Here is a 23,686-nt window from a genome sequence, read left to right on the forward strand (position 1 = left end):
GGAAGCACCCGATGGCGTCATCTGGACTGTTATTCGCTCTCGGCCTGCTCATGGGCTCAGGCGTGGCTGCTCACGCCGCACCACTGGACGAGCCGCTCAAACCACTCCCCCCCGCTCCGGCCCTGGACCCCAAAAGCGTCCAGTTGGGCCAACGGCTGTTCTTTGACCCTCGGCTATCGGTCAACAACACCCTGTCCTGTGCCAGTTGCCATCGCCTGGACAAAGGCGGGGCCGACGACAAACGGTTTTCCCTGGGTTTCGATGGCAAGCCCGTGGAGGTCAATACCCCCACTGTGTTCAATGCCAGTCTGAACTTCCACCAGTTCTGGGACGGCCGCGTCGATACCCTGGAAGAACAGGTGCAGACCGTGGTGACCAGCTCCACGGAAATGGGTAGTACCTGGGAATCGGTGGTCAAGCGCATCGCCGATGATCCGGGTTACGCCAAGGATTTCGCCAGCGCCTATCCCGAGGGCGTCACCCAACCCAATATCCAGAGGGCCCTGGCCGATTTCGAGCGCACCCTGCTGACGCCCAACTCGCGCTTCGACCAATATCTGCTGGGCAACACCGACATCCTCACCCCCCGGGAAAAGTTCGGTTACCAACGTTTCAAGGAATACGGCTGCATCGCTTGCCACCAGGGTGTGAATATCGGCGGCAACATGTTCCAGAAGTTCGGCGTCATGGGTGACTACATTGCGGATCGGGGCAACCCTACCCAGGTCGATGAGGGTCGCTTCAACATCACCGGCGATGAAGGCGACCGTCAGGTCTTCAAGGTTCCCAGCCTGCGTAACGTGGCCGTTACCGCACCGTATTTCCACGACGGATCCGCGCCGACCCTCGAGCGTGCGGTGGAAGTGATGTTCAAATACCAGTTGGGCCGTGAGCCCTTGAAGAACGACACGGAGCTGATCGTCGAATTCCTCAAGACCCTGACCGGCGAATGGGAGGGCAAGCCACTATGAAGGCCCTTCGCCGCTTCGGCCTGTTCTTCATCGGTGCCCTGCTCGCCTCGGTCCTGCTGTTCATGTACATCAATTCGAGTGCCCAGCAGGCTGCTTCGTACATCGAGTCCAGGGACCTGGTCCGCCTGCTCAAGCAGCAGGACGCCATCTGGGACAACGAAGTACTCAAATCCCGCATCGCCCTGAGTCACAACTACGATCCGCTGGTCTCCCCATTGCACGAAATGACGCGCCTGTGGCGACGCCTCGACGCCATTGAATCGGAGCCTGGTCGCCATGCCCACTCGCTCTGGGAGAGCCAGCGCGACGAATACCTCAAGGCCATCAAGGAAAAGACCCGACTGGTGGAACAGTTCAAGTCCCACAATGCAGTGTTGCGCAATTCCCTGGCGTTCCTGCCCACCGCCGAGGACGACATCCAGGCCGAGTTCGCCCAGCTGTCCGACGAGGACAAACTGCAGCTGCAAAGTGTTGCCATCGATACCTACGACCTGCTGCTCAGCAGCATGGAGTTCTCCCAGCTCACTACCCGCGAAATTGCCGCCGAGGTGCTGCTTGGCCTGAACCGCCTCGATGTGAACAAGGAGCGCCTGCCGGTGGGCCTGCATGACTCCATCGACATCCTGAGCCGGCACATTGCCCTGATCCTGCGCGAACAACCACGGGTCAATGAGTTGCTGGAGGGCATCGAAGCCGTTCCCGTCTCCGATCACCTGGACACCATCACCCGCCTGCTCGATGAGGACCAGGAAATAGCCGCCCACAGGTACCAGCGCAATCACGTGTACCTGCTGGTGTTCGCCACTCTCCTGGTGTTGATATTGATCTGGCTGGCCATCCGGCTGATACGCAGCTTTGCCGAGATCAAGCGGGTCAACAACGCCCTGCAAACCGCCAACGACGAATTGGAACAACGGGTCGAAGAGCGCACCCGCGAGCTCAAGGATACCCAGAGTGAATTGATGGATACCGCCCGCCAGGCCGGCATGGCGGAAATCGCCACCAATGTGCTGCACAACGTCGGCAACGTGCTCAACAGCGTGAATATCTCCGCCGATCTGGTCAGTCGCAAATTGCGCAGCAGCAAGGCCCAGGGACTGGGCAAGGCAATGAGCCTGATCAACGAGCACCCCCATGACCTGGGGCATTTCCTCAGCGAAGACGAGAAAGGCAAGCTGCTGCCCGGCTATCTCAACCAGTTGGTGGACGCCATGGCAGTCGAGCAGCAGAGCCTGATCGATGAGCTGGCCCTGTTGAGCAAGAGCGTGGACCACATCAAGGACATCGTCTCCACGCAGCAATCCTATGCCGGAGCCAACAGCATGATGGAACCGCTGGTGATCAGCGAATTGCTTGAAGATGCCCTGCGCATGAACTCCGGCGCCCTGACCCGGCACCATGTGACGGTGATCAAGGAATACGGTAACGTGCCTCGGGTCATGGGCGACAAGCACCGGCTGCTGCTGATCCTGATCAACCTGATCAGCAACGCCAAATACGCCATGGCCGGGGTCTCGAATCATGCGCGGAACATGACCCTGAGTGCGGCGGTCGTAAATGACGAGACGTTGCAGATCAGTGTCAAGGACGAGGGCGAAGGTATTCCGGAAGAAAACATGACACGTATCTTTGCCCACGGTTTTACCACGCGCAAGGAAGGCCACGGGTTCGGCCTGCACAGCTGTGCAACGGCCGCCATCGAAATGAACGGCCGCCTCACCGCCCACAGTGAGGGCCCCGGCAAGGGGGCGACATTCGTACTGCACGTGCCCCTGAAACTCGCGGAAGACGATTCATGAATAATTTAAGTAACCGGCGCATCCTGTTGGTCGACGACACGCCCGCCATTCATGAGGATTTCCGCAAGATCCTCACCCCCGAGGAAGACAGCAACACCGACCTGCAGGACATGGAAAGCGCGCTGTTCGGCGAGGCACCGAAACCGGTCGGCACGGTATACGAGCTCGACTCGGCCTATGGCGGCCAGGAAGGCCTGAGCAAATTGCAGGCGGCACTGGCAAAAGACCGTCCGTATGCACTGGCTTTCGTCGACATGCGCATGCCTGAGGGGTGGGACGGGGCCAAGACCATCGAAGAACTGTGGAAGTGCGACCCACAGTTACAGGTGGTGGTGTGCACGGCCTATTCGGATTATTCCTGGGATGAACTGCTGGATCGACTGAACGGCCACGACCGCCTGCTGATCTTGAAAAAGCCCTTCGATAACATCGAAGTCCAGCAGATGGCCAACACCCTCACCACCAAATGGGAAATGACTTCGCGCGCACAGTTGAAGATGAGCAAGCTCGAGGAACTGGTGCAGCAACGCACCCAGGCGTTCAAGCAGGCCAGTACCTTGCTGCAAATGGAAATCGACGAACGCAAGATGCTCGAAACCCAGTTGGTGCAATCGGAAAAGCTCGCCTCGCTGGGTCAGCTGGCCGCCGGGGTGGCCCACGAAATCAACAACCCCATCGGTTTCATCTCCTCCAACCTGGGCGCCCTGGACGGCTATTTCAGCAAGCTGGAAGAAATGCTCCTGGCCTATGGCAACGCCGAGGAAGCCATCGCCTCGCCGGAGTTGGTGATGTACCTGGTCAAGCTGCGCGAGCAGGTGGAGCTGGACTTCCTGGTCGAGGACATTCCGTTGCTGATCAAGGAGTCCAAGGACGGCATCGCCCGGGTCGGACAGATCGTCAAGGACCTGAAGGACTTCTCCCGCGTGGACTCCAACCAGGAATGGCAGATGGCGAACCTGCAACAGGGCATGGATTCGACGCTGAACATCGTTGCCAACGAAATCAAGTACAAGGCCGACGTGATCAAGGAGTACAGCCCGCTGCCAGAGGTCGAATGCCTGCCGTCGCAAATCAATCAGGTGATCATGAACCTGATCGTCAACGCCGCTCAGGCCATCGGCCCCGAACGGGGCACTATCACCCTGCGCAACGGCGTCGACGGTGACAGCGTGTGGATCGAAGTCGCCGACAACGGCTCGGGCATCCCACCGGAAACCCTGCAAAAAATCTTCGACCCGTTCTTTACCACCAAACCCATCGGCCAGGGCACGGGGCTTGGGCTGTCACTGTCCTATGGCATCGTGAAGAAGCACAACGGCGAGATCAGCGTGCGAAGTGAGGTGGGGGTGGGTACGACGTTCCGGATCGAGTTGCCGATGCGGCAGATGAAGTTGGCGGAGTGACCCGAATTTACCTGTAAAAGAGTGCCCCTCTTGTGGCGAGGGGATTTATCCCCGCTGGGCCGCGCAGCGGCCCTAAAACCAGGCGACTCGGTACTTCAGGCAGATTGAGTCGATTGTATTGGGGCTGCTACGCAGCCCAGCGGGGATAAATCCCCTCGCCACGGATAAAGCTCTTAGCACATAAAATCCTCTCATCACCGGTTACCCAGCGTTTCGCCAGCAGCGCAGAATGCCCCCCCTCGCCCCTACCCAGGAAACCGCATGAGCCTGTCGCTATTAAGCCCGTTACGCCTTCTTCGCCGGCTGTGTGCTGTCCACCCTCGCCAGATTTGCTCCAACACAAAGCCTGGGCAAGATCCTCTGTGGCGAGGGGATTTATCCCCGCTGGGGCGCGCAGCGGCCCTAAAACCAGGCGACTCGGTACTTCAGGCAGATTGAGTCGATTGTATTGGGGCTGCTACGCAGCCCAGCGGGGATAAATCCCCTCGCCACGGATAAAGCCCTCAGCACATGAAATCCTCTCATCACCGGTTACCCAGTGTTTCGCCAGCAGCGCAGAATGGCCCTTCGCCCCTATCCCAAGGAAACCGCATGAGCCTGTCGCTATTAAGCCGTTACGCCTTCTTCGCCGGCTGTGTGCTGTCCACCCTCGCCAGATTTGCTCCAACACAAAGCCTGGGCAAGATCCTCTGTGGCGAGGGGATTTATCCCCGCTGGGGCGCGCAGCGGCCCTAAAACCAGGCGACTCGGTACTTCAGGCAGATTGAGTCGATTGTATTGGGGCTGCTACGCAGCCCAGCGGGGATGAATCCCCTCGCCACGGATAAAGCCCTTAGCACATGAAATCCTCTTATCACCGGTTACCCAGCGTTTCGCCAGCAGCGCAGAATGGCCCTTCGCCCCTATCCCAAGGAAACCGCATGAGCCTGTCGCTATTAAGCCGTTACGCCTTCTTCGCCGGCTGTGTGTTGTCCACCCTCGCCAGCTTTGCTCCAACACAAAGCCTGGGCAAGATCCTCTGTGGCGAGGGGATTTATCCCCGCTGGGGCGCGCAGCGGCCCTAAAACCAGGCGACTCGGTACTTCAGGCAGATTGAGTCGATTGTATTGGGGCTGCTGCGCAGCCCAGCGGGGATGAATCCCCTCGCCACGGATAAAGCTCTCAGCACATGAAATCCTCTCATCACCGGTTACCCAGCGTTTCGCCAGCAGCGCAGAATGGCCCTTCGCCCCTACCCCAAGGAAACCGCATGAGCCTGTCGCTATTAAGCCGTTACGCCTTCTTCGCCGGCTGTGTGTTGTCCACCCTCGCCAGATTTACTCCAACAAAAAGCCTGGGCAAGATCCTCTGTGGCGAGGGGATTTATCCCCGCTGGGGCGCGCAGCGGCCCTAAAACCAGGCGACTCGGTACTTCAGGCAGATTGAGTCGATTGTATTGGGGCTGCTACGCAGCCCAGCGGGGATGAATCCCCTCGCCACGGATAAAGCCCTTAGCACATGAAATCCTCTTATCACCGGTTGCCCAGCGTTTCGCCAGCAGCGCAGAATGGCCCTTCGCCCCTACCCCAAGGAAACCGCATGAGCCTGTCGCTATTAAGCCGTTACGCCTTCTTCGCCGGCTGTGTGCTGTTCACCCTCGCCAGATTTGCTCCAACACAAAGCCTGGGCAAGATCCTCTGTGGCGAGGGGACTTATCCCCGCTGGGGCGCGCAGCGGCCCTAAAACCAGGCGACTCGGTACTTCAGGCAGATTGAGTCGATTGTATTGGGGCTGCTACGCAGCCCAGCGGGGATGAATCCCCTCGCCACGGATAAAGCCCTTAGCACATGAAATCCTCTTATCATCGGTTGCCCAGCGTTTCGCCAGCAGCGCAGAATGGCCCTTCGCCCCTACCCCAAGGAAACCGCATGAGCCTGTCGCTATTAAGCCGTTACGCCTTCTTCGCCGGCTGTGTGCTGTTCACCCTCGCCAGCCTGCCGTTCCTTGCGCATGACTGGCTATGGCCGATCGCGCTGGTGACAGGCCTGCTGAGCCTGCTGGGGTTGTTCGACCTGCTGCAAAAACGCCACGCCGTGCGGCGCAACTATCCGATCCTGGGCAATATCCGCTACCTGGTCGAAGGCATTCGCCCGGAGATCCGCCAATACCTGCTCGAATCCGACAGCGATGCCCTGCCCTTCTCCCGCGCCCAGCGCTCACTGGTGTACTCCCGGGCCAAGAACGAAAGCGCCGACAAACCCTTCGGCACCTTGATCGACGTCTACCAGGCCGGTTTCGAATTCATCGGCCACTCCATGCGCCCGGCTCCGCTGAGCGACCCCAGTGGGTTTCGCGTAACGGTCGGTGGCCCGCAGTGCACCCAGCCTTACTCGGCTTCGGTGTTCAACATTTCCGCCATGAGCTTCGGCTCCCTGAGCGCCAACGCCATCCGGGCGTTGAACCAAGGCGCGAAGCTCGGCAATTTCGCCCACGATACCGGCGAAGGCAGCATCAGCCCCTACCACCGTGAACACGGCGGCGACCTGACCTGGGAGCTGGGCAGCGGCTACTTCGGCTGTCGCACCGCGGACGGCCACTTCGACCCGGAGCGGTTCGCCGCCCAGGCCCGGGACCCACAGGTGCGGATGATTGAAATCAAGATGAGCCAGGGCGCCAAACCCGGCCACGGCGGGATTCTGCCCAAGCACAAGGTCACCCGGGAAATCGCCGAAACCCGCGGCATCCGCATGGGCGAGGATTGCGTTTCACCGTCCTGCCACAGTGCGTTCTCCACGCCCATCGAGTTGATGCGGTTCGTACAGCAACTGCGTGAGTTGTCCGGTGGCAAGCCGGTGGGCTTCAAATTCTGCCTGGGTCACCCATGGGAGTTCATGGGGATCGCCAAGGCCATGCTGGAAACCGGTATCCTGCCCGACTTCATCGTGGTGGACGGCAAGGAAGGTGGCACGGGCGCCGCGCCGGTCGAGTTCACCGACCACATCGGCGCGCCGTTGCGCGAGGGACTGCTGTTCGTCCACAACACCCTGGTGGGTCTGAACTTGCGGGACAAGATCAAGCTCGGCGCCAGCGGCAAGATCGTCAGCGCCTTCGACATCGCCAGCGTACTGGCCATCGGTGCCGACTGGGCCAACGCCGCCCGGGGCTTCATGTTCGCCATCGGCTGCATCCAGTCGCAAAGCTGCCACACCAACAAATGCCCCACCGGCGTCGCCACCCAGGACACCTTGCGCCAGCGCGCCCTGGTCGTCCCGGACAAGGCCCAGCGGGTCTACAGCTTTCACCGCAACACCCTCAAGGCCCTGGCGGAAATGCTCGCCGCCGCCGGCCTCGAACACCCGTCGCAGTTGCAACCCAAGCACCTGGTTCGACGGATGTCCGCGACCGAGATCAAGCTGTTTTCACAGCTGCATGTGTTTCTGAAGCCAGGGGAGTTGCTGACGGGCGAAGTCAATGGCGCGTTTTATTCGCGAATGTGGCAGATGGCGCGGGCGGACAGTTTCGAGCCTTTGGAAATGGAGGTTGCGTAACCGTTAACGCAGGGCCCGAAAGCCTCGATCGGCCGGGGTTTCGGATCGCTCCACCTGTCAACTCTGACAGTAGACGGCTACGCCCCTGCAATTGAACATCCCCTCAGACGTTCAATTGCAGGGAAGATGCTATGTTGACGCGCCGCGATCTCGTGAGCTTCACCTCGCTCTGTGCAGCCTTTACCTCATTGCCCCTGCCTGTCCCCGCGCTGGCCAGCGACGTGAAGCCCGACACGCCGGTCCCCTTCAGCTTCGACACATTGATCCTGCTCGCCGAAGCCATGGCGCTCAAACCCTATGTCAAATCGACCGCCATTCCCGGGCACCTGCTGGCGAAAATCGATTACGACGCATTGAGCAAGATTCGATTCGACAGCGCACGTGCGCTTTTTGCCAACGGCCCCGGCCAGTACCCGATCACCTTCTTCCATCTGGGAGAGTTCTTTCGTACCCCGGTAAAAATTCATGTCGTCGCTGATGGCGTCGCCCATGAGATCCCTTACGACAAATCGCTCTTCGATATGCCCGCCGACAGCCCGGCCCAGGCGCTCGCCTCCAATGTTGGCTTTGCCGGTTTGCGTCTTCAGGAAAGCCGTTTGGGCAAGCCAAAGAATCGTGATTGGAAGCACAACGATTGGGCGGCGTTCGTCGGCGCCTCTTATTTTCGGACCATTGGAGAGCAGTACCAGTACGGCATTTCAGCGCGGGGAATAGCACTGAATGTCGCACAGGCGGGCATGGCCGAAGAATTTCCTGACTTCACCCAGTTCTGGATCGAGACACCCACCGACGATCGACAAGCCAGCATGACGCTGTATGGGTTGCTTGAAGGGCCCAGCCTGTGTGGCGCCTATCGCTTTGTGCTGAGCCGCGCCAAAGGTGTGCTGATGGACGTCGAGGCCACGCTGTTTCTACGCCAGAATATCGATCGCTTCGGCATCGCACCGCTGACGTCAATGTATTGGTTCGGCGAAACGACCAAGGCTACCGCTCTCGACTGGCGTCCTGAAGTGCACGACTCTGACGGATTGGCGCTATGGACAGGAACGGGTGAACATATCTGGCGCCCGCTTAACAACCCCTCGCGCACCATGGCCTCCGCGTTTTCCGATAATAATCCCCGAGGTTTCGGACTGCTCCAGCGAGACCGCTCTTTCGACCATTACCTGGACAAGGCGCGCTATGAACGCCGTCCCGGCTTGTGGGTCGAGCCATTGGGGGACTGGGGCAACGGCAGCGTACAGTTGGTGGAAATCCCGACCGACGATGAGATCCACGACAACATCGTCGCAATGTGGGTCCCCAAAGAGCCCGCCGAGGCCGGTAATCAATACCATTTCAAATATCGGCTGCATTGGCTGTCCGAAGAGCCCTACCCCTCCAGCCTGGCACGCTGCGTGGCTACGCGCCTGGGGAATGGAGGCCTGGCGGGCCGGCCGCGACCCAAGGGCGTACGCAAGTTCTTCGTCGAGTTCTCAGGCGCGCCGCTGGAAAAACTCGCCTTGAGCCAGGAGCCCGAAGTCGTGCTATGGGCCTCAAGAGGGACGTTTTCGAATGTTTTTTCGGGAATGCTCCCGGACGGACAAGCCGGCCACGGCTACGCGCAATTCGATTTGAGTGTAGAGCCTGGCGAACCGGTCGAAATGCGCCTGTACCTGAGCTTCAAAGGCGAGACGCTTACCGAAACCTGGCTTTACCAATACCACACGGCCGAGCCTCCATAAGCCGCGAAGAAGATGTATCCAGTGCCCACCTGACGTAGCCTACGAAAGGTCCGACACCATGAACCATCTTATTACCGCCATCCTGGTTGGTACGCTGCTTATCATGATCGGATTTGAACTCACAAGCGGCGATAACGACCCGGATAGAAACAAGAGGGTCTTTATCGAACGATTGATTGGGCAGATGACGCTCGAAGAAAAAGCCGGCCAATTGACTCAACTGGGTATGCAGCTCACGGCCACTGGCCCGATGACAGACACCAAAGGCCAGCACCACCCTGGCGTCGCGGATGTTGGTTCAGTGCTCGGAGTATATGGCGCGGAAAATACCCGCAAAGTACAGCAGCAGGCCATGCAAGGCTCGCGTCTGCATATTCCATTGCTGTTCTCCTTCGATGTGATCCATGGGTTCCGCACCGTCTTCCCCGTGCCGCTGGCCGAGGCATCAGCCTGGGATCCGGATCTGTCGCAACGTACCGCAAGGGCAGCCGCCGTTGAAGCAACGGCCGCGGGTGTGCATTGGACCTACGCCCCCATGGTGGACATCACCCGCGATCCCCGTTGGGGGCGAGTGGTCGAAGGCGCCGGTGAAGATCCATTTCTGGCCTCGGCGCTGGCGGCTTCACGCGTCCGCGGCTTTCGTGGCGAGGACGCTCCCGATACAGAGAAAATGCTCTCTACCGCCAAACATTTCGTCGCTTACGGTGCCGCGGAAGGTGGGCGTGACTACAACACCTCCGATCTATCCGAACGTACACTTGAGGAGGTCTACCTCACGCCGTTTCGTGCCGCGGTACAGGCCGGCGTCGATGCGATCATGCCGGGATTCAACGAGGTAAACGGCACCCCCATGCACGCCAACCAACGATTGCTGAAGGATAAACTGCGCAATGAGTGGGGGTTCCAAGGGCTCGTCGTCGGCGACTTCGCCGGCATTCATGAACTGATCCAGCACGGCGTCGCTTCGACCTCCCAAACGGCCGCCCTGCGGGCATTCAATGCGACAGTCGATGTGGATATGGTCGGTGTCGACTACGTCTCCAGATTACCGGCTTTGGTACGTAGCGGTCAGGTTCCGGAGGATCGGTTGAACGATGCAGTACGCCGGGTGCTGCTGGCAAAACAGCGACTGGGACTATTCGAAGACCCTTATCGCTATAGCGATCCGGCCCGAGAGCAGGCTTTACTTCTGACCTCTCACACCCGTGCGCTGGCACGGGAAGCCGCGCAAAAATCCATTGTGTTGCTGAAAAACGACCGAGCGTTGCTGCCGCTGTCGAAAAAACTGCGCAAGCTCGTTGTCGTCGGAACCCTGGCAAACGACGCGCAATCAACGCTGGGCCCCTGGTATGGAGATGGGCATGCCGAGGATTCGATGACCGTCCTGGAGGGTATAAAACGCGCTGTATCACCCGCAACGGAGATTATCTACCTGCCCATGGGTTCTCCTGGGAACAGCGACATTCCAGTCATGAAGGAAATTGAACACGTGACGAGCAACGCCGACGTGATCGTCGCCGTGCTTGGCGAAACCGGAGACATGAGCGGTGAGGCCCGCAGTCGCACCTCCCTTGGTTTGCCTGGAACGCAGAATGCGTTACTCAGGGAACTGACCAAAACGGGCAAACCTGTGGTGGTCATTCTCATGAATGGCCGGCCGCTGACCCTCCCCGCCGTGGACGAGCAGGCGCCTGCGATTCTCGAAACCTGGTTTCTGGGTTCGGAAATGGGCCATGCGGTTGCCGACGTGCTGTTTGGCGATATTAACCCCAGCGGCAAGCTTCCCATCACGTTCCCACGATCGGTGGGACAGATTCCGATTTACCACGCTCATAAAAATACCGGACGGCCACCGAGCATAACCAACCCCTATGCCTCCGGATACCTGGATGAACAGTGGACACCACTCTATCCATTCGGCCACGGCCTGAGCTACACCACGTTCACGTATGAAACCCCGATCCTCAGTAAACAGCGGTTGGCCTTTAATGAAACGCTGGAAGTCCAGGTGAACGTTCGCAACAGCGGTCAACGAAGCGGTGACGAAATTGTGCAACTGTACTTGCGTCAGAATGTCGCGAGCGTGACACGCCCCGTTCGTACTCTGCGGGGTTTCGCCAAGATCAATCTCGCTGCGAGGGAAACAGAAACCGTAGGATTCACCCTCGATCAGGACGACTTCGCGTCGCTCGATACCGATTATCTGCCGGTTGTCGAGTCCGGGATATTCACGGTGTACGTCGGAGGTAGCTCCGCCACTGATAACCAGGCCAGTTTCGAAGTGACGTCAGGGGCCCGCCTGAACGAACAACGCTCGGCCATTCCACGGTGGTTGCGCGAGACGTCACTGCGTTAGGGACTCAATCGTTCGGAATCGAGCGAGGCTACCGTCAAGCCTGACAATGGCCTCGCCAGATCTGTCGCATCATTAAACCGAACTTACCGAACCTTGAGCTTCACCCGTCGGCTGCAACTTGAAGGTGTAGAACAACACCGTCAGCAGCACCAGAAACGCCGGCCCTACATACAACGCCACCCGTGTATCCGGGAAGTAAGCCATCAGCGCAACCACCAGTACCAGGAAGGCCAGCGCCAGGTACGAGCTGACCGGATACAGCCACATGCGGTATTTCAGGGCGGCACGCTCGGCAGCGCTCAGGCCTTTGCGGAACTTGAGCTGGGCCAGCAGGATCATCACCCAGGTCCAGATCGCGCCGAAGGTGGCAATGGAGGTCACCCAGACGAAGACTTTTTCCGGCACCAGGTAATTGAGCAGTACGCCCAGCAGCAACGCGGCAATGGACAACAGCAACGCGCGGCGCGGTACGCCGTTGGCCGAGGTCCTGGCGAAGCCGGCCGGGGCCTGGCCATTCTGCGCCAGGCTGTAGAGCATCCGCCCGGTGCTGAAGATGCCGCCGTTGCAGGACGACAGCGCAGCGGTGATGACCACGAAGTTGATGATGCCCGCAGCCGTCTTGATGCCCAGGCGCTCGAACGTCATCACGAACGGGCTGCCCTGGGTGCCGATCTCGTTCCAGGGGTAGATCGACAGGATCACGAACAGCGCGCCGACATAGAACAACAGGATCCGCCAGAACACCGAACCGATGGCGTTGGGAATGGTTTTCTGCGGGTTCTTCGCCTCACCGGCGGTCAGGCCGATCATCTCCACGCCCAGGTAGGCGAACATCACCATCTGCAGGGACATCAAGACACCCTGCACCCCATTGGGCATGAACCCACCGTGGGTCCAGAGATTGGAAATACCCAGGGCCACGCCGTCGTTGCCGAACCCGAAGGCGATGATGCCCACGCCGCCGATGACCATGGCGATGATGGTCACGATCTTGATCAGGGCGAACCAGAATTCGAACTCTCCGAAGGCCTTGACCGCGATCAGGTTGATCGAGCCCATGCTGACCAGGGCGGCCAGGGCCCAGATCCAGCGAGGCACGTCGGGAAACCAGATGCCCATGTACACCGCCACCGCGGTGATTTCCGCCACGCAGGTCACCAGCCACAGGAACCAGTAGTTCCAGCCGGTCAGAAAACCTGCCAGCGGGCCGAGGTAATCCTGAGCGTAACGGCTGAACGAACCGGCCACCGGATTGTGCACGGCCATCTCGCCGAGGGCGCGCATGATCACCAGGATCGCCAGGCCGCCGATGATGTAGGACAGCATGATCGCCGGGCCGGCCATTTCGATGGCCTTGGCCGAACCGAGGAACAAACCGACACCGATGCAGGCGCCAAGCGCCATCAGGCGGATATGCCGCTCGCCGAGCTCACGTTTGAGCGGACCGCCCTGAGCGGTCTCGCCAGGGGGCAGATGATTGCCGACAGGCATAGGGATACAACTCCGTTTTGTTATTGGATTAGCCACCGGGTTTCCAAGGCCACAGACCGATAAGCCTGCCACCTTGCCGAAACCGGGCCTGCCTCGTGGACAGACCGTTCCGATAAACAGAACGTCAAGACCGATGGGCCGTGCAGTATAAAAAGCCGGGGATAGAGAGTTTCACTGTAAAACCTTGGAAATTCAGGGATAAACCATAGCAAAACTTGGGTTTTTGGAGAGGTATTGACTGGGACTGCAGAGAATTGGTGAGAATTACGAGAAAGAGCACCGCAGCAACTCAACAAGCACCGCAACCCCCGTGGCGAGGGGATTCATCCCCGCTGGGCTGCGTAGCAGCCCCAAGCAGCAGACTCAATTTCTGCCAGAGTCATCGAGTCGTCTGGTCTTAGGGCCGCTGCGCGCCCCAGCGGGGATAAATCCCCTCGCCACAGTTTCGAAATCTTCGCTCACACGTCTCAGCGTCCTGGGAATTTCGGTGTAAACCTTCGATTACGCAGAAAGAGCACCGCAGCAACTCAACAAGCACCACAGCCCCGTGGCGAGGGGATTCATCCCCGCTGGGCTGCGTAGCAGCCCCAAGCAGCAGACTCAATTTCTGCCAGAGTCATCGAGTCGTCTGGTCTTAGGGCCGCTGCGCGCCCCAGCGGGGATAAATCCCCTTGCCACAGTTTCGACATCTTCGCTCACACGTCTCAGTGTCCTGGGAGTTTCACTGTGAACCTTCGATTACGCAGAAAGAGCACCGCAGCAACTCAACAAGCACCGCAACCCCCGTGGCGAGGGGATTCATCCCCGCTGGGCTGCGTAGCAGCCCCAAGCAGCAGACTCAATTTCTGCCAGAGTCATCGAGTCGTCTGGTCTTAGGGCCGCTGCGCGCCCCAGCGGGGATAAATCCCCTCGCCACGGTTTCGAAATCTTCGCTCACACGTCTCAGCGTCCTGGGAGTTTCACTGTGAATCTTCGATTACGCAGAAAGAGCACCGCAGCAACTCAACAAGCACCGCAGCCCCGTGGCGAGGGGATTCATCCCCGCTGGGCTGCGTAGCAGCCCCAAGCAGCAGACTCAATTTCTGCCAGAGTCATCGAGTCGTCTGGTCTTAGGGCCGCTGCGCGCCCCAGCGGGGATAAATCCCCTCGCCACGGTTTCGAAATCTTCGCTCACACGTCTCAGCGTCCTGGGAGTTTCACTGTGAATCTTCGATTACGCAGAAAGAGCACCGCAGCAACTCAACAAGCACCGCAGCCCCGTGGCGAGGGGATTCATCCCCGCTGGGCTGCGAAGCAGCCCCAAGCAGCAGACTCAATTTCTGCCAGAGTCATCGAGTCGTCTGGTCTTAGGGCCGCTGCGCGCCCCAGCGGGGATAAATCCCCTCGCCACGGTTTCGACATCTTCGCTCACACCTCTCAGCGTCCTGGGAGTTTCACTGTGAACCTTCGATTACGCAGAAAGAGCACCGCAGCAACTCAACAGGCACCGCAGCCCCGTGGCGAGGGGATTCATCCCCGCTGGGCTGCGCAGCAGCCCCAAGCAGCAGACTCAATTTCTGCCAGAGTCATCGAGTCGTCTGGTCTTAGGGCCGCTGCGCGCCCCAGCGGGGATAAATCCCCTCGCCACAGTTTCGAAATCTTCGCTCACACGTCTCAGCGTCCTGGGAATTTCGGTGTAAACCTTCGATTACGCAGAAAGAGCACCGCAGCAACTCAACAAGCACCGCAGCCCCTCGTGGCGAGGGGATTCATCCCCGCTGGGCTGCGTAGCAGCCCCAAGCAGCAGACTCAATTTCTGCCAGAGTCATCGAGTCGTCTGGTCTTAGGGCCGCTGCGCGCCCCAGCGGGGATAAATCCCCTTGCCACAGTTTCGACATCTTCGCTCACACGTCTCAGTGTCCTGGGAGTTTCACTGTGAACCTTCGATTACGCAGAAAGAGCACCGCAGCAACTCAACAAGCACCGCAACCCCCGTGGCGAGGGGATTCATCCCCGCTGGGCTGCGTAGCAGCCCCAAGCAGCAGACTCAATTTCTGCCAGAGTCATCGAGTCGTCTGGTCTTAGGGCCGCTGCGCGCCCCAGCGGGGATAAATCCCCTCGCCACGGTTTCGACATCTTCGCTCACACGTCTCAGCGTCCTGGGAGTTTCACTGTGAATCTTCGATTACGCAGAAAGAGCACCGCAGCAACTCAACAAGCACCGCAGCCCCGTGGCGAGGGGATTCATCCCCGCTGGGCTGCGCAGCAGCCCCAAGCAGCAGACTCAATTTCTGCCAGAGTCATCGAGTCGTCTGGTCTTAGGGCCGCTGCGCGCCCCAGCGGGGATAAATCCCCTCGCCACAGTTTCGAAATCTTCGCTCACACGTCTCAGCGTCCTGGGAATTTCGGTGTAAACCTTCGATTACGCAGAAAGAGCACCGCAGCAACTCAACAACCACCGCAGCCCCGTGGCGAGGGGATTCATCCCCGCTGGGCTGCGTAGCAGCCCCAAGCAGCAGACTCAATTCTGCCGGAAGCATCGAGTCGTCTGGCTTTAGGGCCGCTGCGCGCCCCAGCGGGGATGAATCCCCTCGCCACGAGGAGTATGTCGTCGAGGGACATGACAATTGCACGTCCACAATTTTCCTCTCCCCCCACGCAAACCACCGTCTAAGCTTCAAGCAAGTCCGATCAATCTGCGTGAATGGATCAGTCGACTATGGGCGCTCTATGGCAAACCGATTCGAACAAACCTATGGTCCCGACTGAACGTATGGAAGAAGCGTCTACACCCCCAAGAAAACGCCGCACGCGGCATGGCTGGCGGGCGTTCTGGTTGCTGCTGCTGATTATTATCGTGGTGGTCGGTCTCGCGGTGGCCAAGGAAATGCGCACCTCCAGGTTCCAGGCCAGGGAGATCAGCAAGTACGCGGCCTCCCTGAGCTACTCGCTGCAACCGGGCCCCAGTGATGCCATCGTTTACCCCGGTACCGGCCCTTTCGACCGACGGCTGGGCTACAGTTCCCTGGGGGAGTTCCTGCCGCGACTGCTCAAGCGCAACTACGTGATCCAGGCCCAGACGCGGTTTTCGCCGGCCTTGATGGATTACGTCGGCAAAGGCCTGTTCGTACCCTATTCGGAAAAGAGCCAGGCCGGGCTGACCATTACCGATTGCCGCGCCGCGCCGCTGTATCAGTTCAAGTACCCACAACAGCTGTATGCCAGTTTCGACGCCATCCCCCCGGTGGTGGTGCAAAGCCTGCTGTTCATCGAAAACCGCTTTCTGCTCGATCCCCGCCAGCCCAAGGCCAACCCGGCGGTGGACTGGCCGCGCTTCGGCATGGCGGCGTGGTCGCAGGTGGCCAAGCTGTTGAGCCTGCCGGGACAGTCCGCCGGGGGCAGCACTCTGGCGACGCAGTTGGAAAAGTACCGTCATTCCCCCGATGGCCTGACCGTCTCGGGGGGTGAAAAGATCCGCCAGATGATTTCCGCCAGCGTGCGCGCCTATCGGACCGGCCCGCAGACCCTCGAGGCGCGGCAGCGTATCGTGCGCGACTACCTCAATAGCGTGCCGCTGTCCGCCGTACCGGGGCATGGAGAGGTCCATGGCATGGCTGAAGGCCTGCGGGTCTGGTACGGCGCCGACTTCAACCGGGCCAACGAGCAGTTGTTCAACACCGCCACCGATCCACGGAGCCTGGCGGAAAAAGGCCTGGCTTTGCGACAGATGTTGTCGTTGATGATCGCTCAGCGCCGCCCTTCCCATTACCTGTCCAAAGGCCATGACGAGTTGGCAAGCCTGACGGACAGCCACATCCGGCTACTGACCCAGAACGGTGTGATCGACGGCGCCCTGGCCGATGCCGCCCTGGCGAGCAAGGTCAGCTATCGCGATTGGGTGCAACAACCGACGATCCAGCCCAACGAAACCAATAAAGGCATCAGCGCCGCCCGCAGTCGACTCGCCACGCTGCTCGACCGTCCGTTGTATGACCTCGATCGCCTGGACCTGTCCGCCACCAGTACCCTGCAGAACGACTTGCAGACCCAGGCCACCGAATACCTCAAGCGTTTGGCCGACCCGGCCTTCGCGACCGAGATCGGCTTGATGGGAGAACGCCTGCTCACCCCCACCAGCACCACCCAGGTGCGCTACAGCTTCACCCTGCTGGAACTGACCCCGGACGGCTCGCGCGTGCGGGTGCAGACCGACAGTACCGACCAGCCTTTCGACATCAACGAAGGCAGCAAACTCGAACTCGGTTCCACCGCCAAGTTGCGGGTACTCACCACCTATCTGCAGATCATTGCCGAGCTGCACGACCGCTACGGCGCCGAGACCCCGGCGGCCCTGAAAAAAGTCGAGGTCGCCGAGCAGGATCGCCTGTCCCGCTGGGCCGTCGACTACCTGATCCAGAACAGCGACCGCAGCCTGCCGAAGATGCTCGAGGCGGCGCTGGATCGTACGTACTCCGCCAGCCCCGGCGAGGCATTTTTTACCGGCGGCGGGTTGCACACCTTCCACAACTTCCGCAACGAAGACAACGGCCGCAACCCCACCTTGCGCGATGCCCTGCGTGAGTCGATCAACCTGCCGTTCATCCGCCTGATGCGCGACCTGGTGCGCTACGCCACTTATGCCGGCCCCAACAACAGCGCCGAATTGCTCAAGGACGACAGTGACCCGCGGCGCCAGGAATACCTGGCACAGTTCGCCGACCGCGAAGGCACCTCGTTCCTACTCAGGTTCTGGAAAAAATATCAGAAGAAGGACACCAGCCAGCGCCTCGAAACCTTTCTCGACAGCATGCACCCCACGGCGATCCGCCTGGCCGCCGTGCACCGCTATTTCTTTCCCAATGACAGCCAAGACAGCTTCAACCGCTTCGTGCGCTCACACCTCAAATCGGTCAAGAGCAACGAAAAGCTCACCGACGAACGCCTGGAACGGCTCTACCAGAGCTACGGCCCCGGCGCTTACGACCTGCCGGACCAGGGCTTTATCGCCAAGGTCCACCCGCTCGATCTATGGTTGATGGGTTACCTGCTGAACAACCCCGACGCCAAGTTCAGCCAGATCGTCAAGGCCAGTGAGTTCGAACGCCAGGAAGTCTACAGCTGGCTGTTCAAGAGCCGGCACAAGAGCGCACGCGACAGTCGCATCCGCACCATGCTCGAGATCGAAGCCTTCCTGGATATCCACCAGCGCTGGCAGAAAGTCGGCTACCCGTTCGACCATCTCGTGCCTTCGCTGGCCACGGCTATCGGCAGCTCCGGCGACCGCCCCGCCGCACTGGCGGAGCTGGTGGGCACCATTCTCAACGACGGCATCCGCCAACCGGTACTGCGGATCGACAGCCTGCAATTTGCCGTCGATACCCCTTACGAAACGCAACTGGTCAATGACCCGGGCAAAGGCAAACGCGTGATGCCGGTTGAAGTGGCCCAGGCCCTGCGCGGCGCGTTGTCTCAGGTGGTGGATGCCGGCACCGCGAAACGGGTGGCCGGCAGTTTCAAACTGGCCGACGGTACGCCGCTGGCCATGGGCGGCAAGACCGGCACCGGCGACAACCGCATCGAAGCCATCGGCGCCGGTGGGCGAGTGATCAGTTCCAAGGCAATCAACCGCACGGCCACCTTCGTGTTCTACATCGGCGACAGCCATTTCGGCACCCTCACCGCCTTTGTACCGGGGGCCTCGGCGCAGAACTTCAAGTTCACCTCCGCCTTGCCGGTGCAGGTGCTCAAGGGGATGGCACCGTTCCTCACGCCCTACTTGCAGCCGGGAGGTCATACCCGGTGCACGCCGTTGGTGGCGCGCCAGTAAGGACCTTGCGGATTACGGCGTCACCCGGGGCACGGCGTCGAAAATCACGATAAAGCCGACCGTGTACAAGCCCCCCGTGAGAGTCGTAGGAATGGCGTCTGCACTGATGACCATCTCGGCCTGGGTTCCTGGCGTAGATGTGGCATCGTCCACCACTTCGACGGGCACTGCACTCAGGCGAACATTGTTGAACTTGACCCGCAGCGGAATAGCCTGATTACCGTTACTCAGATCAGGCTGGTCCTGCGGCAAGTGCGCATGGATCGAGCCATCGGTATTCTTCACATCAAAGGTCTGGCGTAAAACACTCAGATCATTCTTGATCGGATCGTAATACATGCGTTCGTCCTTACCGAACTCCGGATCCCGTGGCTGTACGTGAAACTGCTGGGTCGGAATGTTCGCCTTGATATGAATGGCCGAGCGCGCATCATCGGCGCCGAATGCCAGCGAAGGACTCAGGGTCCCGGCGCCCAGGGCCATGATGGATACGAATTGCTTGAACATGCTTGCTTCCTTTTTCATCGTTATTGTCTGGGAGGCGGCGTCCGTGCCGCCACAGGGTTCTGCACTGACTCAATGTGCGCCGTTCGGCCCTACGGCGCCGTGGCGTCGAACACCATGTGCACCGTGCCGTAGTAGTCGCCGGGCTTGTAGTCGTCATCGGGCTTGATGGCGGCGATTTCCAGCGGCACCTGCCGGCCCGGCCGTGCCTCGGTGGCCGTGACTACCTGGGCGGAATCCAGGGTCAGTTCGACGCCGTTGAAGCGCACACGCAGGTCGATGCGATCACGACCATTGGACAAATAGGCCTCCTCCCCGAGGCGTGCGCCAATCGAGCCATTGCTGTTCTTCACTTCGTAAATGGCCCGCAACGGGCTCAGGTCCGAGGTGATGGTGCTGAACGGCAGGCGCTGCTCCCGCTGGACCAACTGTGGGTCCAGCGGCAACACGTAGAAGTCGGCCGTCGGGATGGTCACGTAGAGTTCGAAGGTTTCCCGCTCGACCGCCCCCCAGGCCGAGGTCCAGTGCATCAGCAGGGCCGTCAATGCGAGGGGGCGTAGCCGTGTCTTGATCATTTTGATTTACCTCTTGCGTCAACGACGGTTCGGCGACGGGTGCCGTCAGCCCTTGATCTCGACGTTCTGGGTCTTGCTGCCTTCGATCAGGGTGAAGCGATATTCACGCCCTGCTTCCTTGTCGAACGAGAACGTGCGACCGGTCATGACGTGATGCTTGGTGGTCGGCCGGCATTCGTTTTCTTTCTTCGCTTCGCAGTCCTTGAACTCATCGATCACCACCACGCTGTTGCCGTTGTTGCGCAGCACATAGCGATTGGCGTTGTTATCGATCACGGTGTCGAAGCGGGTGTCCTTGGGTCGCACGAAAAATACCGTGCCGTACCCCGCCAGCACTTTGACCCCGGCCGCCACGCGCTCTTTTTTATACGCTTCGCGCTCCTCCGCGCTGACGGCAAATTCGTCTTCCGCTTCCGGCACCACCGGCACGAAACGCACGCGGAAGTAACGCTCCTTGTCGCGGTTGCCCATGAACAGCAGCCGCGTGCCCTGCACACCGTTGGCCGGCACGATCAGGCGCGCCGGGCTGGCCATCAGGCCATCCCTGGCCTGGGCGCTGGCCTGGTTCTGCAGGGGTACCTCGCTGAAGGTACCGTCTTCGTTGTAGATGATTTCCAGGATGTTCACCTTGACGAAAGCCGTCGATGTGCCGCCGTTGAACACCCGCTTCATATACGTGGTCTTGTTGCCCTCCAGGTAGTCGTAGACCACCCCGACACCGATCTGCGGACCGGCCTGTGCCACGCCGCAGAACAGGGAAAAGCCAACCCATGCCCATAGATGTTTCATCACTTGCTTAACCTCATGCGTTGAACGCAACTCACTGAAAATTTGGCCGGCAGGCCACTAGACTTCTGAATCCCAGATCACCGTGACGCTGCCTGTGTAGGCCTGGGCGCCGCTGTCCAGCATCTGCTCGACACTGCCCCGGGCCACTTCGAAGTGCAGCATCCCGAGTCTGCGGTCGACATAAAAACCCGGCTGGAACAGCTCGGTGCCGCTGCCGTCACGTAGCAAGGGGCGCCGGTTCACCGATTGCCCGCCAGCGTCGGTCAGGCCTTCGGGCAGCGTCACCTTGATGTCCACCGGCACGGCATGGCCGGTGCCGGTTTCCGAGATGGCGCAGGTATTGCCGCTGACGTGCTGGCATTCGAGCCCCATCTTGAAACGCGAAGAGGCCGAGATATGGAAGCGCTGGTCACGAAACAGCCGCGTCGGTTTGCGCCCACTGTTCAGCCAGGCTTGCCAGCCTTCCTGGGGCACCAGCTCCACCCGGTTGCCGCCGGGAGGGACTTCCACCTTGAGGGTGTGCTCAACGTTCAGCTTGAAATTGAGCATGATCGTCGAGTCATTGGGGATCATGATGTCGCCCATGTCGAAGTCCTGCCCCGGCCCGACGCCGTAGATGATGGACCCGGTGTATTGGCCGGACGACATCTTCAACGGGTTGGGGGTGCGCAGTTCGTAGGCAAAGTCCAGGTTGATATAGGCCATGCTCGGGATCAGGAATCGGGCCGTTTTTGCACACACACCGTCGACGGGTGTCTTCCAGAAGAAGTTGAAAATATGGTGGTTATAGGTGCCATGATTGGTACCCCGACAGGGCGACGGCGCATAAAGCCAATCGGACCCCCATAACATGCGGTGAGCAGTCAAGGCGTCCACGCCGCCGCCCACGAGCTCAACGACATTCACTGGGAATTGGTAGCGTGATCCAACACCGGATATGCGCACTTGAACCAGTTCGGTTTCGCCTGTCCCGGTATGGGTCACCTGTGCCAAACGCCAAGTGGCGGGCACATCGAACATTGCCCCTTGCCGAGGGCTGTCATGATTGGCCTGGATGGGGCCGGTTGAATTGAAGGTCATGGGCACCTGGATGCTAAATATTTTCTCCCGCTCGCAGATCGCTTGATACAGGGCGCAAAAACCCGAGTTCGGCGTGGTGTTACGGAAGGTATTTTCGTTGGGCATCGAGGGATCAGGCCTGAAGACGGCGGTGACATCCCTGCTCACGGCATTGACCGTCGACGCACAGGCCACCAACATCACCGAAACCACACTACGCATTGCTACTGGTAGACGACTCATCTATCCCTCACCTTCCCTTTCGCCTCAGGCTGGCCAATCCATGCCCTTTAAACTTCCGAATCCCAGATCACCGTGACATCGCCGGTGTAGCGAGTGGCGCCGGTGTCGAGCATCGCTTCGACGCTGGTTCGGTCCACTTCGAAATGCAGCATTCCGAGCCGACGATCGACGTATAAGCCAGGCTGGAACAACTCGGTGCCACTGCCGTCGCGCATCAGTCGTCGGCGGTTGACCGGTTGCCCGGCGCCATCGGTCAAGCCATCGGGCAGGGTCACGCCGACATCCACCGGCACGGTGTGTCCGGTGTCGGTTTCGGCGATCGCGCAGGTGTTGCCGCTGATGTACTGGCATTCGATTGCCATCTTGAAACGGGATGAGGCGGAGATATGGAAGCGCTGGTCACGGAACAGCCGCGTTGGCTTGCGTCCGCTGTTGAGCCAGGCTTGCCAGCCTTCCTGGGGCACCAGTTCCACGCGGTTGCCGCCGGGGGGAACTTCGACCTTGAGGGTGTGCTCGACCGTCAGCCTGAAATCGAACGTGAGTATCGGATCGGAGGGGATCATGATATCGCCCATGTCCAGATCCTGGCCCGGCCCAATGCTGTAGGTCAAAGACCCCGTGTACAAACCACTCGACATTTTCAAGGGGTTCGGGGTGCGCAATTCGTAGGCAAAGTCCAGATAGTCGTAGACCAGGCTAGGGATCAAAAAACTACTCTTTTTGGAGCAAGCCGCTTCGACTCGGGTCTTCCAGAAAAACCGGTAAGTCGTCGCGTTCAAACCTCCGTGTCCGGTATATCCGCAAGGTGAAGGGGGGTTCACCCAACTATGCCCATAACCGCCCCATAGCCGGTTGTGTGCCAGCGTAAGGTCTATGCTTGGATTACCTATCAGTTCTAGCACGTCCATCGGAAGGCGATATCTCGAGCCGATTCCCGAAAAGCGTACTTCAACGGTTTCAGTTTCCCCCGTACCGGCATGAGTCACCTGGGCGGTACGCCAGTTGGCGGGTACCTTGAACGTCGCCCCTTGCCGGTAGTCAGTATGATTCGCCTGAATAGGGCCGACCGAGCTGAAGCTGACAGGCAACTGAATACTGAATATTTTTGTGGCCGCGCAATCCGCCGGAAAGACTGTGCAATAGCCACTGACCGGCGTGGTATTGGTAAATTGATTCAGGTTTGGTTTCGAAGCATCGGGCCGGAATATCGCAGTGATATCCCGGCTCACGGCATTGGCGGCAGGCACACAGGCAAGCAACAGCATCGAGACCACGCTGCTCACGGCTACCGATAAGAATTTCATCTATACAACCTCATACATCAAAGCGAATCCCTGCTGGTTTTTGGGAGAAAATTTCACAGTGGGAGCAAGGCTTGCCCGCGATGCAGGCGCCTCGGTCTTCACGCAAACGGCGTTATCGTTTATCGCGAGCAAGCT

The 23,686-nt window shown here is 59.8% G+C and carries 17 protein-coding genes and 1 pseudogene; 12 read left to right on the forward strand and 6 right to left on the reverse strand.

Translation table 11 applies throughout. The annotated features are described in order from the left end of the window. Window positions 1-11: 11 nt before the first annotated feature. The 11 genes and pseudogenes from LOY35_RS22510 (at window position 12) to LOY35_RS22555 (ending at window position 11,780) form a co-directional block, all read left to right on the forward strand. Window positions 12-971: a cytochrome-c peroxidase gene (locus LOY35_RS22510; protein WP_258627373.1), complete on the forward strand. Its 960-nt coding sequence runs from the start codon at window positions 12-14 to the stop codon at window positions 969-971. Further along, a complete protein-coding gene (locus tag LOY35_RS22515; RefSeq protein WP_258627375.1) occupies window positions 968-2,770 on the forward strand; it encodes a DAHL domain-containing protein in 1,803 nt (600 codons plus the stop codon). The genes LOY35_RS22510 and LOY35_RS22515 overlap by 4 nt, the downstream gene beginning before the upstream one ends. Then, window positions 2,767-4,173, forward strand: coding sequence for an ATP-binding protein (locus LOY35_RS22520; protein WP_258627380.1), 1,407 nt, complete (start codon window positions 2,767-2,769; stop codon window positions 4,171-4,173). Before LOY35_RS22515 ends, LOY35_RS22520 begins: the two co-directional genes overlap by 4 nt. A gap of 22 nt (window positions 4,174-4,195) precedes the next feature. Beyond that, a pseudogene (locus LOY35_RS28680) lies at window positions 4,196-4,249 on the forward strand (hypothetical protein); the annotation flags it as partial. 515 nt (window positions 4,250-4,764) lie between these two features. Further along, window positions 4,765-4,908: a hypothetical protein gene (locus tag LOY35_RS22525; protein WP_258627383.1), complete on the forward strand. Its 144-nt coding sequence runs from the start codon at window positions 4,765-4,767 to the stop codon at window positions 4,906-4,908. A 185-nt stretch (window positions 4,909-5,093) separates the two neighbouring features. Beyond that, on the forward strand, window positions 5,094-5,237 hold the full coding sequence (locus LOY35_RS22530; RefSeq protein ID WP_258627385.1) for a hypothetical protein: 144 nt from the start codon (window positions 5,094-5,096) through the stop codon (window positions 5,235-5,237). Between the two features lie 185 nt (window positions 5,238-5,422). Next, entirely contained in the window at window positions 5,423-5,566 is a 144-nt protein-coding gene (locus LOY35_RS22535; protein WP_258627389.1) for a hypothetical protein, read from the forward strand. A 185-nt stretch (window positions 5,567-5,751) separates the two neighbouring features. Next, the gene (locus LOY35_RS22540; RefSeq protein ID WP_258627391.1) at window positions 5,752-5,895 is read left to right on the forward strand and encodes a hypothetical protein; all 144 of its coding nucleotides are present in this window, start codon (window positions 5,752-5,754) and stop codon (window positions 5,893-5,895) included. Between the two features lie 185 nt (window positions 5,896-6,080). Then, complete coding sequence (locus tag LOY35_RS22545) at window positions 6,081-7,700, forward strand: FMN-binding glutamate synthase family protein (RefSeq protein ID WP_258627394.1); 1,620 nt, start codon at window positions 6,081-6,083, stop codon at window positions 7,698-7,700. Between the two features lie 131 nt (window positions 7,701-7,831). Beyond that, on the forward strand, window positions 7,832-9,424 hold the full coding sequence (locus tag LOY35_RS22550; RefSeq protein ID WP_258627398.1) for a glucan biosynthesis protein: 1,593 nt from the start codon (window positions 7,832-7,834) through the stop codon (window positions 9,422-9,424). 58 nt (window positions 9,425-9,482) lie between these two features. Then, complete coding sequence (locus LOY35_RS22555) at window positions 9,483-11,780, forward strand: glycoside hydrolase family 3 N-terminal domain-containing protein (protein WP_258627400.1); 2,298 nt, start codon at window positions 9,483-9,485, stop codon at window positions 11,778-11,780. Window positions 11,781-11,852: 72 nt separating this feature from the next. Here LOY35_RS22555 and LOY35_RS22560 read toward each other — a convergent pair whose 3' ends face one another. Continuing rightward, complete coding sequence (locus LOY35_RS22560) at window positions 11,853-13,271, reverse strand: amino acid permease (RefSeq protein ID WP_258627404.1); 1,419 nt, start codon at window positions 13,269-13,271, stop codon at window positions 11,853-11,855. A 2,698-nt stretch (window positions 13,272-15,969) separates the two neighbouring features. Between LOY35_RS22560 and LOY35_RS22565 the strand changes: the two genes are divergently transcribed. After that, a complete protein-coding gene (locus LOY35_RS22565) occupies window positions 15,970-19,077 on the forward strand; it encodes a transglycosylase domain-containing protein (protein WP_258627406.1) in 3,108 nt (1,035 codons plus the stop codon). 12 nt (window positions 19,078-19,089) lie between these two features. Here the strand turns inward: LOY35_RS22565 and LOY35_RS22570 are convergent, their stop codons facing one another. The 5 genes from LOY35_RS22570 to LOY35_RS22590 all read right to left on the reverse strand — a co-directional run bounded on the left by LOY35_RS22570 (window position 19,090) and on the right by LOY35_RS22590 (window position 23,551). Continuing rightward, on the reverse strand, window positions 19,090-19,584 hold the full coding sequence (locus LOY35_RS22570) for a fimbrial protein (protein ID WP_258627409.1): 495 nt from the start codon (window positions 19,582-19,584) through the stop codon (window positions 19,090-19,092). Window positions 19,585-19,673: 89 nt separating this feature from the next. Then, on the reverse strand, window positions 19,674-20,156 hold the full coding sequence (locus LOY35_RS22575) for a fimbrial protein (RefSeq protein WP_258627412.1): 483 nt from the start codon (window positions 20,154-20,156) through the stop codon (window positions 19,674-19,676). A gap of 45 nt (window positions 20,157-20,201) precedes the next feature. After that, window positions 20,202-20,945, reverse strand: a complete 744-nt coding sequence (locus LOY35_RS22580; RefSeq protein ID WP_258633710.1) for a molecular chaperone — start codon at window positions 20,943-20,945, stop codon at window positions 20,202-20,204. 57 nt (window positions 20,946-21,002) lie between these two features. Beyond that, window positions 21,003-22,247, reverse strand: coding sequence for a hypothetical protein (locus LOY35_RS22585; RefSeq protein ID WP_258627414.1), 1,245 nt, complete (start codon window positions 22,245-22,247; stop codon window positions 21,003-21,005). 47 nt (window positions 22,248-22,294) lie between these two features. Then, entirely contained in the window at window positions 22,295-23,551 is a 1,257-nt protein-coding gene (locus LOY35_RS22590) for a hypothetical protein (RefSeq protein ID WP_258627416.1), read from the reverse strand. Between the last annotated feature and the right edge of the window lie 135 nt (window positions 23,552-23,686).

This window comes from Pseudomonas sp. B21-028 (assembly GCF_024749045.1).
Lineage (GTDB): Bacteria > Pseudomonadota > Gammaproteobacteria > Pseudomonadales > Pseudomonadaceae > Aquipseudomonas.